We start from the raw sequence: 14,951 nt of genomic DNA on the forward strand, positions 1-14,951 counted from the left end.
GTCCCGCAGACCTAGGCAAGCCAGTACGACCGGCCCGGGATGTGAACGACTTAGCGTCGCCGAATGACCATTAACATCGCCGTCGTGACCGGCGCGAACTCGGGCCTCGGCCTGGTCACCGCCACCGAACTGGCCCGCCGAGGCGCCCACGTGGTGCTGGCCGTCCGCAACACCGCCGCCGGCGAGGAGGCCGCCCGCCGGATCCGCGACGCCATCAAGGGCGCCGCCCACATGACAGACGGCGGCGCCCGGGAAGCGGCACGCTTGGGCAGCCGCGTTGAGGTGCGGGAGCTGGACCTGGCCTCGCTCGTCTCGGCTCGCACGTTTGCCGCGAAGCTAGCCGCCGACTTCCCGGCGATCGATCTGCTGGTCAACAACGCGGGAGTGGTGCTGCTCGGACCGCGCCGGACCTCTGCCGACGGCTATGAGCTGCAAATCGCTACTAACTTCCTAGGGCACTTCGCGCTGACCGGGCTGCTGCTCGGCAATCTGGCCGCGGCGTCGCAGGCCCGGGTGGTCAGCCTCAGCTCGATCACGCATAAGAACGCGCACTTGGACTTCGACGATCTGATGTTCGAGCGTGGCTACCGGGCCGCCACCGCCTACGGCAGGTCCAAGCTCGCCACCACCGTGTTCGGGGTCGAGCTGGATCGTCGGCTGCGGGCCGTCGGATCGCCGGTCGTCAGCGTGCTGGCCCACCCCGGTCTCACTCGCACCAATCTGACCCCACGGGCCTGGGAACACCGCGGTCGGCTCGGGCAGATCGTCGCGAGGGTTGGCCTGGTGGCTACTCAGTCGGTGGAGCAGGGGGCGCAGCCGCAGTTGCGCGCCGCGACCGGGGCGGGAGTGCGGGGCGGCGAGTTCTTCGGGCCGGCCGGGCTCTGGGAGACCCGCGGCCCGGTCACCGACGCCAAGCTCAGCCGGGAGGCCGCCGACCCGGCGGTCGGCAAGCGCCTCTGGGCTGCTGCCGAGGAGCTGACCGGCGTCAGCTACCTCTGAGCCCGGACGGCGCCGGGCGAGATCAGCGGGCGCTGGGTGGGATCGGGGGTGGCGGGTGAGAGCGGCAGATGCCGGCGGGATCGGCGGGCGCCGGGTGGGATCGGTGGATGCCGGGCGGCGGGCGGCGGGTGAGATTGGCGGATGCCGGCTGGATCGGCGGGCGCCGAGGCGGTCCGAGGGCGCGGCGGGATCGGAGGATGGGGGTGAAAGCAAAGGATGCAGGCGAGTGCGTATCTAGGCACCGGGCTTTGCCATAGCGTCGGCGGGATCGAGATGTCGAAGCAGCCGGGAGAGTATGGGCATGGCTGACGATTTTCAGTACCACATCGACCACCACGGCAGCCTGGTCCGGCCGGCGGAGCTTCTTGCCGCGTGGGCGTCGGGGGACGCGCGGGCCATCGCCGCGGCCGAGGAGGAAGCGGCCGTTGCCACCGCGCACGAGCAGCGTCGGCTGACCGTGTCGGCGATCAGTGACGGGCAGTTCCGGCGGGAGCACTTCGAGTCCGTCGTCTACGACCACGTCGACGGGTTCGAGGAAACGAGCGGCGACCACCCGATCGCCGCGCTGGCGGGGATTTCCGCGGCGCGGAGGAAGGCAGTGGCCGGCAAGCTTGCCGCTAAGGGGCGGATGGCCGAGCATGAAGTCGCGCCGCTGCTGAGCACGGTCGACCGGCCGGTGTTCGTGACGCTGCCGTCGCCGGGGCATCTGGCGCTGCTCAGTGACCCGTCCGCCGACCCGGCGACGGTGGCGCGCACGGGCGAGGAGCTCGCGGCGATCATCCGGGCCGAGGTCGCGGCATTGGCCGCGCAGGGTGTCGCGTACGTCGCCCTCGGGAACCCGCTGCTCGTCCCGCTGCTCACGGTCGAGGGCCGGGCCCAGGTCAAGGACGCCGACGCCCTCCTGGAAGCGGTGGTGAACGCCGACCGGGCCGCGGTGACCGGCCTCGACGCGCCGCAGCACTTCCGGGTGGGCCTCGACCTGACGGACCACGGCCCGCTTCCCACCACCGGCGCCGGATACGACGAGGCGGCGCTCGACCGGCTGATCGCGGGGACGCCGTTCAACCGGCTCGCCGTGGACTTCCCGCGCGATCCCGCCCGGCGGCTGCCGTTCGACGACATCCCGGCCGGCATGGCGGTGAGCTTCGGCATCGTCGACGCCTCCGCGCCCGAGGCCGAGTCGATGGACGACCTGCTCACCCTGGCCGACGAGGTCGCCGACCGGCGCTCGCTCGATGATGTGGCGTTCGCACCCAACTCCGGGTTCGCGCCCTCGGCCGCCGCACCTCTGCTGAGCGCCGAGCAGCAGAAAGTGAAGATCCAGTTGGTCGAGATGGTGTGCCGCTACTACTGGGGCAACGAGATCTGATGCGGGCGACGGGACTGATTCTCACCTCCTTCGACGAGCCGGCGGCGCTGCGGCCGTTCGAGGTCGCCGAGCCGGCCGACGACCAGCTGCTCATCGAGATCAAGGCGTCGTCGATCAATGCGTTCGACTGGAAGGTCGCCGAGGGCTCTCTCAAACACGCTTTCACGTACGAGTTCCCCGTGGTCATCGGTCGCGACTACGCCGGAATTGTCCGAAAAATCGGCCAAGGCGTGACTAAATACCAAGTTGGCGACGCCATCTTCGGCTACCTGGGCGGCCCCAAGCTGCACCGGGGCACCTTCGCGACTCATCTGATCGTGAACGAGAACGATGCTTCACCGTCAAACCCGAGAGCGTCGACTTCGCGGAGGCGGCCTGCCTGCCGTTGAGCGGTGTGGTCGCGCTGCGCTGTGTAAAAGAAGTTGATGCAGCGAATGTGGTGGTCGTGGTGGGCGCGCCCGGCGGAGTCGGCAGCCTGGCGGTCCAGCTGGCGGCGGCGAAGGGCGCACACGTCGTGGCGTCCGGCCCGGAAGAGGACGAGACCTACCTGAAAGATCTGGGCGCCACCGACGTCGTGGCCCGCGAAGGGTTCGCCGAGTCGGTTCGCAAGCTCCACCCTGACGGCGTCGATGTCCTGATCGACCTCGTCAACGGGGGAGAAGCCTTCGCCGAGTTGCTCGACCTGGTCAAGCCGGGCGGCCGGGTGGTCTCGGTGCACCGGGCCGCCGACCCCGCGCTCCTGGAGCCCAGGAACCTGACCGGCGCCAACGTCATGAGCAACCCCGACCGTGACCTCCTCGACGAGCTGGGCCGGCTGGTCGCGGCCGGCACGCTGCGGGTGCCGATCCAGGAGACCCGGCCGCTGGACGACGTCGCCCAGGCCCTGGCGACCGCGAAGACCAAGCACACCCGGGGCAAGACCGTCATCAGCATGTAGCAGGCAACAGGAAAGCCCCCGCCGGGATCGGCGGGGGCTTCCTCATGCGTGCGGAACCTAGGCCGGCCAGCGCCGGAGGACCACCTTCTCGGCCAGGCCGATCACGAGGTTGAGCAGCACGCCCACCACCCCGATCGTGGCGAGCAGGGCGAAGGCGCTCGCTACTTGGAAGCTCTGCTGGTACTGCACCAGCAGGTATCCCATGCCGCCGGTCGCCACCAGGAAGTCCACCAGCAACGTCACGATCAGGCACACCGGCACCGCCACCCGGATGCCGACCACGATCTCGGGCAGCAGCGACGGCAGCACCACCTTGCGCAGCCGGTCCCAGCGGCTCAGCCGCAAGCATCGGGCCATCTCCAGGCGCATCGACGGCACCGCGGCGCGCGCGGCGGCCGTGTTGAGCAGGATCGGCCAGATCGACCCGTACACGATGATCCCGATCTCGGTCTTGCTGTTGGCCTGGAAGAGCACCAGCGCGGCGGGGACGATCGCGGCGGCGGGCGTGGCGCGGATGAATTCGAACAGCGGGTTCAGCGCGCGGCTCAGGCGCCGCGAGGAACCGAGCGCCATGCCCAGCAGCACGCCCAGGACCGTGGCGAGCAGCAGGCCCAGCACGAAGAGCTTGAGGCTGGTGCCCAGCGCCGGCCACAGGGCGCCGCTCTCCTCGATCTGCTTGAACGAGTCCCACCACGCCGACGGGGGCGGGGTGGTGATCGAGTCCTTGGTGCCGAACAGCTGCCACAGCACGATGACCAGCGCGATGGGGACCAGGCCCCGCAGCGTACGCAAGCTCATTTGCTGCTCCTCTCCGACACCAGCGCGATGCCCGGGAACAGAAGACGGAACGCCCGGATCAGGCCGGCGTTGATGATCAGGCCGAGCACGCCGACCAGCAGCACGTAGACCCACATGCGGGCCGGCTGCATGCCGCTCTGCTCGAGGACCAGCTGGTTGCCGACGCCGCTCTGCAGGCCCAGCATCTCGCTGACCACGCAGACGACCAGCGCGGTGGCCAGCGACAGCCGCGCGCCGATCAGGATCGACGAGCCGGTCGCCGGCAGCACGATCTTGAAGAGCGTGGCGGTGCGGCCGAGCTGCAGCGTGCGGGCCACGTCACGCAGGCGCGGCGTCACCCCGCGGACGCCGCCGGCCGTGTTGATCAGCATGGGCCAGAGCGCCGCGTACGCCCCGAGGATGACCTCGGTCAGCTCGCCGGTGCCCCAGACCAGGATCGCGATCGGGATCAGCGCCACCACCGGCAGCGACCGCAACATGTCCACGGTCGCGTAGCCCCAGGAGGCGACGGTCGGGTTGAGCGCGATCAGCAGCCCCAGGATCAGCCCGGCCCCGGCGCCGATCACCCACGCCATCAGCACCATCTGGATGGTGTGCAGCAGCGCCTCGCCCAGCCCGCCGTCGGGGCCGAGGAGATCCAGGAAGCCGTGCCAGATGTCGACCGGCGTGGGCAGCGTCGAACTGCCGATCAGCTGCCAGACGACGAGCAGGCCGGCGATGACCGCGATGCCCGGCCAGTTGACGCGCTTAAGCAGGTCGGCCATAGCGCAGCACCTCGGCGAGCTCGTGACGGGCCTCGTGGAAGCGCGGCAGGTCGCGGGTGGCGATCTGGTCGCGCGGGCGCGGCAGCTTGGTGGTGACCTCGTGCACGATCGACCCCGGCGAGCCGTGGATGACCAGCACCCGGTCGGCGAGGTAGACCGCCTCGTCGACGTCGTGGGTGATGAAGATGATCGTCTGACCGGTCTGGGCCTGCACGTCCATGAGCTGGTCGTGCAGGGTGCCCTTGGTGATCGCGTCGAGCGCGCCGAACGGCTCGTCCATCAGCAGCACCTTGGGCTCGACGACCAGCGCGCGGGCGATCTGCACCCGCTGCTGCATGCCGCCGGAGAGCCGCCACGGGTACTCGCCGGCGCGGTCGGCGAGGCCGACGATCTCGAGCGCCTTGTGCACGCGCTCGTCGCGCTCGGCCTTGCTCACCCGGCCCTCGAGGGGCAGGGCGACGTTCCTGGCCACGGTCCGCCAGGGCAGCAGCGCCGTGCCGTAGTCCTGGAACACGGTGACCGCGTCCCGCGAGGGCCCGGTGACCGGCTTGCCGCCGAGCAGGCTGTTGCCGGTGGTCGGCAGCTGCAGCCCGCTGAGCACGCGCAGCAGCGTGGTCTTGCCGGTCCCGGAGGGCCCGATGATCCCGATGATCTCGCCGGCGTGGACCTTGGCGTCGATCTGACGCAGGATGTCGCGACCGGTGGGACCAGCCGGAAGCTTGACGCACACATCGCGCAGTTCGAAGACGACGTCATCCGCCGTCAGACGTTCGCTCATGTCTCGCTCCGTAATTGCCGTACCGGCGGCCGAGGGGGATCGGCCGCCGGCGTAGGGGAAATCTCAGTCCTGGTAGACCAGGTCGCTCGCCGCGGTGGTGAAGCTCGACGGAAGGTCGCCGACCTTCTTCATCGGCTCGATCCAGGCTTCGAGGTACTCGGGCTTCGCCTCGAACGAGACGTACTGGGTGACCGGGTACTTCTGGGCCACCGCGTCGGGCAGCTTGAAGTCTTTGACCAGCACCTGCTTGGCCGCCGCGTCGTTCGCCTGCATCCAGGCCAGGGCCTCGTCCTGGGCCTTGTTGAACGCGTCGATGGTCGCCTTGTTCTTCTCGGCCCACGGCTGGTAGCCGAGCCAGCCCGCGGACAGCGCGTCGGATCCGGTGCCGCTCAGGTCGGTCGGGCTGCCCAGGTCGGCGCCGCCCTGGCCGAGCAGCACGTTGCCGAACGGGAAGATCGTCACCGCCGCCTGGATGGTGCCGGTCTTGAGCCCACCCGCCATGTCGGCGAACGGCACCTGCAGGAACTTCACATCGGTCTTCTTGAGGCCGGCCTTGTCGAGCAGGATGACCGCGCCCTCGTACAGGTTGCCGCTCAGGCTCGGCACTCCGAGTGTCTTGCCCTTGAGCGCGGCGATCGAGGTGATCCCCTGACCACCGATCAGGTAGCTGTTGCGCTTGTCCTTGGCGTTCTCGACGTTCTGGCCCGCCACCAGGACCGGCTTGAGCCCCTGCGCCGCGGCCTGCAGAAGCGACGGCGGCGTCACGGTGATCAGGTCGAACTGCTTGCCGATCGCCGGGATCAGCGCCGCCGAGTTCTGCGTCGCGGTGAGCTTGACGTCCAGCCCGTTCTTCTTGAAGAACCCCTGCTGGTCGGCCACCACGATGGTGGTGTTGGTGGCGTTCGGGTTATATGCGATGCGAAGCGTGAGCTGCCCGGATTGGCCGCTCGCGCTGTTGGTGGTGTCGTTGCTCGACGAATCGCCGCCGCAGGCCGCGGTGGCCAGGGCGACGGTGGCGGCAATCGCGATCATGGTCGCGCGGGCGCCGGGCTGCCGGAAACGCACGTGCATCCGACCTCTCCTCTCCGTGTCAGGCCGGGTGGGATTCGCGTCACGCAGCCCATCCGGTGGCCACGATGCTGCCCGTTGCGCGTGTCACGTGGGTGCAACCTTAGGGTTACGAAATGTCGCCCTCAAAGGGCACGTCGTGCGACGGGAAACGAGAGAAGCTTTAGCTTCGCGTCGCCTCCAGCTTGGCGCGCACGTCGCGCTCATCCGGGTGGTTCAGCTCTTTCAGGATGCGTACGGCCTCAGCCCACGCTCCCCGGGCGGCGGCCGGATCGCCCGACGCCTCGCACGTCTCCCCGAGGTGCACGAGGATCTGCGCCTCCGCGTACCGGTCGCCCAGATCCCGTACGAGATCGATCGCCTGCCGATAGCTGTCCGCCGCCTCCTCGTGCCGCCCCAGGTGGTGGTGGGCGTAGCCGAGGCTGTCCAGCACATCCGCCTCGCCGCGCCGGTCGCCGACCTGACGGTTCAGCACGAGCGCCTCATGGCAGTAGCCGATCGCCTCCTCGTAGTTGCCGAGCATGTCGTTGTGCCAGCCGAACTGGCTCAGCGCGATCGCCTGCCCGCGCGGGCTGCCCGCCTCGCGGTAGAGCGCGAGCGCCCGCGCGCTGTGCTCGAGCGACTCGGCGTACCGGTGCTGCGAGCCGAGCAGATAGGCGAGCGTGTTGTGGATGAAACCCTGCCCGGCCGCGTTGCCGGTCCGCTCGTACAGCGCGGCCGCCTTGTTCAGCTGGGCGCGGGCCTCCTCGTGCCGGCCGAACGCGATGTGCGTGCGCCCGACACTGCGGTACGCGAACGCGCGGGCGGTGAGGTCGCCGAGGCGCTCGGCCGCCTCCGCCGCGATCGTCCAGAGCGGGATCTGCTCGTGCCACAGCCCGCGCCGGAACAGGAACGTGTCGAGCCCCCAGGCCAGCTGCCAGGCGTGCGCGTCGTAGCCGTTGCCGGCGGCGTAGCGGGCCGCCGCGAGCAGCACCCGGTGCTCGGCGGCGAGCCAGTCCATCGCCTCGTGGTGGTCGGCCAGCGGGGCCGGCTTCCCGTCGCCCAGCGGGATCTCCATCGGGTCGCGCGCCGGATAGAGCAGCCGGTCGGCCGCGTGCGCGGTGTGCGCGTAGTGGTCGAGCAGCCGCTGTGCGGCTTCCTTGGTGTCCGTTTTGTCGAGGCCGGCCGCGTACGCCCTCAGCAGGTCGTGGAAGACGTATCGGCCCGGTAGGTGCTCGGTGAGCAGGTTGGCGTTGAGGAGCTCGGCCAACTCGCGCCGGGCATCGTGCCCAGCCAGCGCGGTTGCGGCGGCCGTGCCGAAATCCGGCCCCGGATGCAGCCCGAGCAGGCGGAACAGCCGCGCGGCGGGCGCGCTCAGCGCCGCGTACGAGCAGTCGAACACCGCCCGCACCTGCAGGCCCGGGTCGCCCGTGTCCAGCGCGTCCACGCCGGACTCGCGCAGCTCGGCCGCGAACCGGGCCAGCGGGAACCTGCTCTGCTGAGCCCGCGCCGCGGTGATGGCCAGCGCCAGCGGCAGCCGCGCGCAGGCCTCGACGATCTCGTCGACCGCCCCCGGCTCGGCCGCCGTGCGATCAGCGCCGAGCCGCCGCGCGAGCAGGTCGCGGGCCTCCTCATCGCTGAGCACGTCGAGCGCGACCGGCCGGGCGCCCTCGGCTGCGAGCAGGCCGGTGAGCCGGTTGCGCGAGGTCACCACGGCCACGGCCCCGGCGGTCGCGGGCAGCAGCGGCCGTACGTGCTCGGCGTCGCGGGCGTTGTCGAGCAGCACCAGGATCCGCTTGCCGGCCAGCAGGCTGCGATACAGCGCGGCCTGCGCGTCCAGGCCGGCCGGCACCTTGTCGCGGGCCACGCCGAGCGCGTCGAGGAAGCCACGCACCGCGTCGGCGGGATCCATCACCCGGCCGGCCGGGTCGAAGCCGCGCAGGTTCACATACAGCTGGCCGTCGGGGAACCGCCCCGCCACCGTGTGCGCCCAGTGGACGGCGAGCGCGCTCTTGCCGACCCCGGCCATCCCCGACACGACGAAGATCGGCGCCGGCTCTTCCAGCTGGGCCAGCTGGCCGGCCCGGCCGGTGAAGCCGAAGACGTCGGCCGGCAGCTGGGCGGGCCCGGCGACCGGATCCGGCCCGCGCAGGATCGAGCGGTGCGCGGCCTGCAGCTCCGGGCTCGGGTCGGCGCCGAGCTCCTCGACCAGCCGCCGGCGCACGGTCTCGTAGTGGGCGAGCGCCTCGGCCGGCCGCCCGGCCGCGGCCAGCGATTTCATCAGCACCGCCGCGAGCGACTCGGTCAGCGGGTGCTCGGCCGCCAGATCGGCCAGCACGGTGACGGCCGCGGCCGGATCGCCGGCCCGCAACTCGGCCTCTCCCCAGGCCACCGCCGCGGTCAGGTGCTCCTGCCCCCACGCCTGCCGGCACTGCGCCACCCACGGCCCGCGCAGCCCGCCCAGGGGCTCGCCGCGCCACAGCCGGACGGCCCGCCGCAGCAGCTCCAGCCTTTCGGCGTCGCCCTCGCGGGGGTCGCGGGCCTGCGCGGTGAGATGACGCAGCACGTGCAGGTCGACGCTGAGCGGGTCGGCCTCGAGGGTGTAGCAGCCGGCCGCGAACGTGAGCGGCACGTCGCCGAGCGCCTGCCGGATGCGGGTCACGTGCGCCTGCAGCGAGGCCCGGGCGCCGCGCGGCGGTTCGTCGCCCCAGACCCGGTCGATCACCGTGTCGACCGGCACCGCCCGCCCGGAGTCGGCGGCGAGCACGGCCAGCACGGCCCGCTGCCGCGGCTGCCCGGCGTCGACCGGACGGCCGCCGGCGCGCACCTCGATCGGACCCAGCAGCCGGAACTCGATCACTTCGCCCCCCACAGCGTCGGCCACAAGAATCCCACAAGCGATTCGAGGGGCGGCATCCGCGACGGTGTATGTCCACGGGGGCTGGAATGCGGCTGCCGAACCCCAGATCGGCAGCCGCGCTCCGGCATACGGCTATGATCCTGTGCCGCGGCGTTTCCCCGCGCCGCGTGATCGCCCCCCGGCGAAGGGATCACCTCGTGAATCGGCACTTGGGCGTCGTCGTCCGTGTCGCGGCCGTCGTGCTGCTCGTCGTCGGCGCGGCCGCCGGTTACCAGCTCGGCAAGGGACGGCACGTCGAGCCGCTGCGCGCGAGCGCCTCGGTCGATCTGATGCAGGCCGAGGCCGACGAGGCGCAGCTGCTCAAGGCCCGGCAGAACCAGCACGTCGCCGCGCGGGCGTGGCAGCGCGAGGCGGAGACCGAGGCGGCCGGCAAGGCAGCCGCCGAGGCGAAGAGCGCGGCCGGGAAGGCGCACGCTCTCGCCCAGCGGGTGGTGGCCAAGAAGGCCGAGGACAAGGCGAAGAAGGACAACGCCACGGTCCCGTACAACGGGCCGATCCCCACGTCCTGCAAGGAGTTCACCGGCAACCGGGCCACCGGCTGCGCGCTGATGCTCGAGGCCGGCTTCGCGATCGACCAGTTCCCCTGCCTGAACAACCTGTTCAACAAGGAGAGCGGCTGGAACCACAGGGCCGCAAATCCCAATGGCGCGTACGGGATTCCGCAGGCGTTCCCGGGCAGCAAGATGTCCTCGGTCGCGGACGACTGGAAGACGAACCCGGCCACCCAGATCAAGTGGGGCCTCGGCTACGTCAAGGGGAAGTACAAGACCCCCTGCGGCGCCTGGTCACATTGGCAGTCGGCGCACTCCTACTGATCCTGGTTCTTGGGCGTCGGCGGGTGCTTGTCGTGGCGCGGCTCCTGGCGGGTCTTCGCATCGGTGAGCCGTCGCCGCAGGTCGTCTCGCACGTCCATGATCGCGGCGTGCAGGTCCTCCTCGCTCGACGTGGTCACGATCTTGTCGCGGCCGCCGATCCAGCATTCGAGGGTGACTTTCTGACCACGCGCCTCGCGGTCCTTGACCGAGATCTCCAGGTCGGTCGCGTCGGCGTGGAATGAGGCGAGCCGGGCGTCGAGGGTCGCGCACTGCTCGGCGATCCAGTTGCGGTCACCCTGGCTGAAGCCGGCGCCCACGCGCAGGCATTCCTCGACGGTGGCCGGGTTGGTCACGGCGCTCATCTGACCTCCTCGTTTTCGGGACAACCCGGACTTCCCCGAAGATCATGCTTCACAAACACGTAACGAGAATGTTGAATGTATGGGAGCGCTCCCACTCGTGAAGGAACCCCCCATGCGCCGTGTCCTCCTCGTCCTCGCCCTGCTCGCAACCGCGCTGGTGGTCGGTCGCCCCGCCGAAGCCGCCGGCGCCTACAACTACGGCGAGGCGCTGCAGAAGTCGATGTTCTTCTACCAGGCCCAGATCGCCGGCAAGAAGCCCTCGTGGAGTCAGGTGTCGTGGCGTGGGGACGCCGCGGTCAACGACGGTTCTGATGTGGGTCTGGACCTCTCCGGGGGCTGGTTCGATGCCGGCGACCATGTGAAGTTCGGTTTCCCGATGGCGTTCACGACCACGATGCTGGCCTGGGGCGCGGTCGAATACCGCGACGCGTACGTGTCCTCCGGGCAGTTGACCTCGTTCTTGAACAACCTGCGGGTGCCCAACGACTACTTCATCAAGGCGCACCCCTCGGCCAACGTGCTCTATGGCCAGATCGGCAAGGGCGACGACGACCACAAGTGGTGGGGACCGGCCGAGGTGCTGCCGATGGCGCGGCCCTCGTACAAGATCGACGCCACCTGCGGAGGCTCGGACCTGGCGGGGGAGACGGCCGCGGCGATGGCCGCGAGCTCCATCGTGTTCCGGCCCACCGATGCCGCGTACGCCGACAAGCTGCTCACCCACGCGAAGCAGCTGTATACGTTCGCGGACACGGTGCGGAAGGCGTACAGCGACTGCATCACCGACGCCGCCTCCTTCTACAAGTCCTGGAGCGGATACCAGGACGAGCTGGTGTGGGGCGCGATCTGGCTCTACCGGGCGACCAACGACGCCACCTATCTGGCTAAGGCGGAATCGTCCTATGACGCCCTTGGAACCGAGCCGCAGACCACAACCCACTCGTACAAGTGGACGATTGCCTGGGACAACAAGCAGTTCGGGGCGTACGTGCTGCTGGCCAACCTGACCGGAAAGCAGAAGTACATCGACGACGCGAACCGCTGGCTGGACTGGTGGACGGTCGGGGTCAACGGGGAGAAAGTTCGTTACTCCCCGGGCGGGGAGGCGGTGCTCGACAGCTGGGGATCGCTGCGTTACGCGGCCAACACGGCGTTCGTCGCGCTTGTGTACAGCGACAAGACCTCCGACGCGACGCGCAAGACCCGCTACCACGACTTCGCGGTCCGGCAGATCAACTACGCTCTCGGGGACAACCCGCGCCAGTCCAGCTATCTGATCGGCTTCGGCGCCAATTCCCCCAAGAACCCCCATCACCGTACGGCTCATGGCTCGTGGTGGGACAACATGACCGTTCCCACCGAGACGCGTCATGTGCTGTACGGCGCCCTGGTGGGCGGACCGTCCTCGCCCGACGACGCCTACCAGGACGTACGGTCCGACTACGTGATGAACGAGGTCGCGACCGACTACAACGCCGGATTCACTTCGGCGGTGGCGCGGCTCTACAAGGAGTACGGCGGCGCGCCGCTGGCCGGCTTCCCGAAGGCCGAGACCCCCGACATGGACGAGATCACCGTGGAGACGACGGTGATGCAGAACGAGCCGCGCGACACCGCCCTCAAGGTGATGATCTACAACAAGTCGGCGTATCCGGCGCGCGCCCTTACGAGCTCGTCGTACCGGTACTTTTTCCGCCGCGAGGGCACGGCCGCTCTCGTCGTGACTCCCGGTTACACACAGGGCTGCCCGTCGCCTTCGGCGGCCAAGCAATGGTCCGGGGACATCTGGTACGTCGAGGTGAACTGCGCCGGGTACACGATCTCGCCGTCCGGGCAGTCGCAGCACCGGATGGAGGTCCAGTTCAAGGTCGGCGTGGCCGACGGCGGCACCTGGGACCCTTCGAACGACCCGTCGTATGTGACCGGAACCTCCGTTAACAAAAACGTCCCGCTGTACGAGGCCGGCAAGCTGATCTGGGGCCAGGAGCCCGGCACGTCGTCGCCGACGCCCACTCCGAGCCCTACGGTTTCGACCTCCCCGACGCCGTCGCCCAGCCCCACGGTTTCAACATCCCCGACGCCCACGCCGACCGGTACCGGCTGCCGGGTCACTTACAGCGCCAACGACTGGGGGAGCGGCTTCACCGGCACGGTCGCGATCGCCAACACCGGCGGCACGGCCTGGAGCTCCTGGACCCTCGGCTTCACGTTCCCCGGCAACCAGAAGGTCAGCCAGGGCTGGTCCGCGACCTGGACCCAGACGGGCGCCCAGGTGACCGCCACGAGCCTCTCCTACAACGGCGCCGTCCCCTCCGGCGGCTCGACGAGCGTCGGCTTCAACGGCACCTACACCGGCAGCAACACCGCCCCGACCACGTTCACCGTGAACGGCACGACCTGCTCCAGGGGGTAAGAAAGCGGCGGGGCGGGCCCCGGGCGGCCCGCCCCGCCCTTCGGCTATTTGCAGGTCCAGGTGAACGCGCCGGACGGGAAGGTCAGGTCGGCCGCTATTCCCAGGGTGTAGCCGCCGAAGTGGCGGGCGTCGTCGCTCATGGCGGTGATGTCGAACGCGGCGTTCGGCGGCAAGCCCGGCGGGATCGGCAAGGCGAACGGCTGCCGGCCGACGAAGACTTGCGGGTGGGCGCTGGCGGAGTTGCCCGGCACGACTGTCGCGTTTTCGCCCAGCTGCTGCCAGACGCCGGTCGCCGGTGCGTAGCGGTACCCGCCACTACCGAGCAGCTCGACATAGATCCAGCCATTCCGGTACGCGACCGGGTGGAACATCGGGGCGCCGGCCGGCATGGATACGGCCTTGGTCCGGCCGTCGGGATACCAGAGCAGCAGAGCGCCACGGTCGGCCGAGTTGCCGATGACGAGGCCGTCGTCGGCGACCAGGTAGGCGCCCTCGGCGGTCCGGCCGTCGATGTCGGGCAGCCGCTCCGGCTCGGCGTCCGGCGACGACCATCGCGCCCCGAACGACGCGCTCGTGTCGGCGGGGTTGCCCTCGCCGACCACGACACCGGAGCTGTTGATCGCCTTCGGCTGAGACGCACCCTTCATGGTGACCTCGACGCCGTCGCGGATGTAGACCGGGTGCAGCGCGTCGTAGCCGACGGCGATGCCCGAGGAGTTCACCGCGAACATCCGGATCTCGCCACGGCCGGCGAGCTCGGTGACGAGCCGGCCGTCGTGCCAGATCACGGTGCCGGTGGTTCGGCTGGCCATCGGGTTCTGCGTGCCGACGTACCAGCGTCCGGTCGGCTCGCCGCCGACGATGGACACCGATTTCGTCTTGCCGGCCGGCAGCGCCGTGGCCGTACACGATGTCGGCACGGTCGGGTCGGCCGGGGCCGCCGGTGCCGGTGCCGGCTTCTCCTGCGGACGGCCGGCGCGCTGCACGAGCGTCACACCGCCGATCACGACGGCCGCGACGACCGTCGCCGCGGCCGCGGCCGTGCCCCAGTTCCGGCGGCGCCGCGTCCGGCGGCCGTCACGCACGGCCCGGTCCAGGTCCACCTTGGTGGCCGGGCGGGGATCCACCTGCAAGGTGCTCAACGCGGATGTTCCGTACTCTTCGTCATTCATCGGGCACCTCCGGATCCGGCGTGGGTGAACGTGCGGTCGCCCAGGATGCGACGCAGGGTGGAAAGGCCGTGGGAGGTCTGGCTCTTCACGGTGCCGATCGAGCAGCCCAGGATCTGAGCCACCTCGGCGACCGGCAGGTCGTGCAGGAATCGCAGCACCAGCACCGCCTGCTGGCGGCGCGGCACCTGGGCGAGCGCGGCGCGGACCACGGCACGGTCATCCGCGTTCGCCTGCGGCGGCGCCGGCGATTCGGGCGCGGCGCCGAACAGCCGCACCTTCCACCAGCCGCGACGCCGGTCGTCGAGGAACGCCCGCACGAGCATCGCGTGCGTGTATGCGTCGAGATTCTCGACCTTGCTGGCCCGCGACCAGGCCGCGTACAGCTTGGTGATCGTCTCCTGCACCAGGTCGTCGGCCTGGTCGTCGTCCCCGGACAACAGGATGGCCAGGCGTCTCAGCGCCGGGATCCGCCCGCCCGCGTACGCCAGGTAGTCACGTTCTTGATCTTCATCCATCGCCTCTCCCCGCCGATTCCCTCACTAGACGGGGATCGGCGTCAAAAGGTTGTATACGAAAG

Annotated in this window: 14 protein-coding genes; 6 read left to right on the forward strand and 8 right to left on the reverse strand. The window is 70.1% G+C overall.

The window, feature by feature from the left end; translation table 11 throughout:
• The first annotated feature begins 63 nt into the window (after nucleotides 1-63).
• From ACQPZX_RS15445 to ACQPZX_RS15460, 4 genes are all read left to right on the forward strand, one after another.
• On the forward strand, nucleotides 64-999 hold the full coding sequence (locus tag ACQPZX_RS15445) for an oxidoreductase (protein ID WP_433380515.1): 936 nt from the start codon (nucleotides 64-66) through the stop codon (nucleotides 997-999).
• 301 nt (nucleotides 1,000-1,300) lie between these two features.
• Nucleotides 1,301-2,368: a hypothetical protein gene (locus ACQPZX_RS15450; RefSeq protein WP_433380518.1), complete on the forward strand. Its 1,068-nt coding sequence runs from the start codon at nucleotides 1,301-1,303 to the stop codon at nucleotides 2,366-2,368.
• Nucleotides 2,368-2,757, forward strand: coding sequence for an alcohol dehydrogenase catalytic domain-containing protein (locus tag ACQPZX_RS15455; protein WP_433380521.1), 390 nt, complete (start codon nucleotides 2,368-2,370; stop codon nucleotides 2,755-2,757). Before ACQPZX_RS15450 ends, ACQPZX_RS15455 begins: the two co-directional genes overlap by 1 nt.
• Before the next feature lie 47 nt (nucleotides 2,758-2,804).
• The gene (locus tag ACQPZX_RS15460; protein ID WP_433380524.1) at nucleotides 2,805-3,305 is read left to right on the forward strand and encodes a zinc-binding dehydrogenase; all 501 of its coding nucleotides are present in this window, start codon (nucleotides 2,805-2,807) and stop codon (nucleotides 3,303-3,305) included.
• A 57-nt stretch (nucleotides 3,306-3,362) separates the two neighbouring features.
• Here the strand turns inward: ACQPZX_RS15460 and ACQPZX_RS15465 are convergent, their stop codons facing one another.
• The 5 genes from ACQPZX_RS15465 to ACQPZX_RS15485 all read right to left on the reverse strand — a co-directional run bounded on the left by ACQPZX_RS15465 (nucleotide 3,363) and on the right by ACQPZX_RS15485 (nucleotide 9,552).
• The gene (locus tag ACQPZX_RS15465; protein ID WP_433380527.1) at nucleotides 3,363-4,103 is read right to left on the reverse strand and encodes an ABC transporter permease; all 741 of its coding nucleotides are present in this window, start codon (nucleotides 4,101-4,103) and stop codon (nucleotides 3,363-3,365) included.
• Nucleotides 4,100-4,867 carry an ABC transporter permease gene (locus tag ACQPZX_RS15470; protein ID WP_433380529.1) on the reverse strand — a complete coding sequence of 256 codons (768 nt, stop codon included), beginning with the start codon at nucleotides 4,865-4,867 and terminating at the stop codon, nucleotides 4,100-4,102. Before ACQPZX_RS15470 ends, ACQPZX_RS15465 begins: the two co-directional genes overlap by 4 nt.
• Entirely contained in the window at nucleotides 4,851-5,645 is a 795-nt protein-coding gene (locus tag ACQPZX_RS15475) for an ABC transporter ATP-binding protein (RefSeq protein WP_433380532.1), read from the reverse strand. Before ACQPZX_RS15475 ends, ACQPZX_RS15470 begins: the two co-directional genes overlap by 17 nt.
• Nucleotides 5,646-5,708: 63 nt before the next feature.
• The gene (locus tag ACQPZX_RS15480) at nucleotides 5,709-6,716 is read right to left on the reverse strand and encodes an ABC transporter substrate-binding protein (RefSeq protein ID WP_433380535.1); all 1,008 of its coding nucleotides are present in this window, start codon (nucleotides 6,714-6,716) and stop codon (nucleotides 5,709-5,711) included.
• Nucleotides 6,717-6,876: 160 nt separating this feature from the next.
• Nucleotides 6,877-9,552: a BTAD domain-containing putative transcriptional regulator gene (locus ACQPZX_RS15485; RefSeq protein ID WP_433380538.1), complete on the reverse strand. Its 2,676-nt coding sequence runs from the start codon at nucleotides 9,550-9,552 to the stop codon at nucleotides 6,877-6,879.
• 197 nt (nucleotides 9,553-9,749) lie between these two features.
• Between ACQPZX_RS15485 and ACQPZX_RS15490 the strand changes: the two genes are divergently transcribed.
• A complete protein-coding gene (locus ACQPZX_RS15490) occupies nucleotides 9,750-10,427 on the forward strand; it encodes a transglycosylase SLT domain-containing protein (RefSeq protein WP_433380541.1) in 678 nt (225 codons plus the stop codon).
• Here ACQPZX_RS15490 and ACQPZX_RS15495 read toward each other — a convergent pair.
• Nucleotides 10,421-10,789, reverse strand: coding sequence for an HPF/RaiA family ribosome-associated protein (locus ACQPZX_RS15495; RefSeq protein WP_433380543.1), 369 nt, complete (start codon nucleotides 10,787-10,789; stop codon nucleotides 10,421-10,423). The two genes, ACQPZX_RS15490 and ACQPZX_RS15495, sit on opposite strands and share 7 nt — an antisense overlap.
• Nucleotides 10,790-10,901: 112 nt before the next feature.
• On the opposite strand from ACQPZX_RS15495, the gene ACQPZX_RS15500 reads away from it, so the two are divergent.
• A complete protein-coding gene (locus tag ACQPZX_RS15500; RefSeq protein WP_433380546.1) occupies nucleotides 10,902-13,202 on the forward strand; it encodes a glycoside hydrolase family 9 protein in 2,301 nt (766 codons plus the stop codon).
• 44 nt (nucleotides 13,203-13,246) lie between these two features.
• Here the strand turns inward: ACQPZX_RS15500 and ACQPZX_RS15505 are convergent, their stop codons facing one another.
• Together ACQPZX_RS15505 and ACQPZX_RS15510 are read right to left on the reverse strand one after the other, a co-directional pair.
• The gene (locus ACQPZX_RS15505) at nucleotides 13,247-14,374 is read right to left on the reverse strand and encodes a hypothetical protein (RefSeq protein ID WP_433380549.1); all 1,128 of its coding nucleotides are present in this window, start codon (nucleotides 14,372-14,374) and stop codon (nucleotides 13,247-13,249) included.
• A complete protein-coding gene (locus ACQPZX_RS15510) occupies nucleotides 14,371-14,889 on the reverse strand; it encodes a SigE family RNA polymerase sigma factor (RefSeq protein ID WP_433380551.1) in 519 nt (172 codons plus the stop codon). Before ACQPZX_RS15510 ends, ACQPZX_RS15505 begins: the two co-directional genes overlap by 4 nt.
• Nucleotides 14,890-14,951: the final 62 nt, after the last annotated feature.

This window comes from Actinoplanes sp. CA-142083, assembly GCF_050942195.1.
Lineage (GTDB): Bacteria > Actinomycetota > Actinomycetes > Mycobacteriales > Micromonosporaceae > Actinoplanes.

Bases quoted from the DNA above. Each gene is read 5' to 3' on its own strand.
- ACQPZX_RS15445 (WP_433380515.1), top strand. From the start codon at position 64: ATGACCATTAACATCGCCGTCGTGACCGGCGCGAACTCGGGCCTCGGC.
- ACQPZX_RS15450 (WP_433380518.1), top strand. From the start codon at position 1,301: ATGGCTGACGATTTTCAGTACCACATCGACCACCACGGCAGCCTGGTC.
- ACQPZX_RS15455 (WP_433380521.1), top strand. From the start codon at position 2,368: ATGCGGGCGACGGGACTGATTCTCACCTCCTTCGACGAGCCGGCGGCG.
- ACQPZX_RS15465 (WP_433380527.1), bottom strand. From the start codon at position 4,103: ATGAGCTTGCGTACGCTGCGGGGCCTGGTCCCCATCGCGCTGGTCATC.
- ACQPZX_RS15470 (WP_433380529.1), bottom strand. From the start codon at position 4,867: ATGGCCGACCTGCTTAAGCGCGTCAACTGGCCGGGCATCGCGGTCATC.
- ACQPZX_RS15475 (WP_433380532.1), bottom strand. From the start codon at position 5,645: ATGAGCGAACGTCTGACGGCGGATGACGTCGTCTTCGAACTGCGCGAT.
- ACQPZX_RS15480 (WP_433380535.1), bottom strand. From the start codon at position 6,716: ATGCACGTGCGTTTCCGGCAGCCCGGCGCCCGCGCGACCATGATCGCG.
- ACQPZX_RS15495 (WP_433380543.1), bottom strand. From the start codon at position 10,789: ATGAGCGCCGTGACCAACCCGGCCACCGTCGAGGAATGCCTGCGCGTG.
- ACQPZX_RS15500 (WP_433380546.1), top strand. From the start codon at position 10,902: ATGCGCCGTGTCCTCCTCGTCCTCGCCCTGCTCGCAACCGCGCTGGTG.
- ACQPZX_RS15505 (WP_433380549.1), bottom strand. From the start codon at position 14,374: ATGAATGACGAAGAGTACGGAACATCCGCGTTGAGCACCTTGCAGGTG.
- ACQPZX_RS15510 (WP_433380551.1), bottom strand. From the start codon at position 14,889: ATGGATGAAGATCAAGAACGTGACTACCTGGCGTACGCGGGCGGGCGG.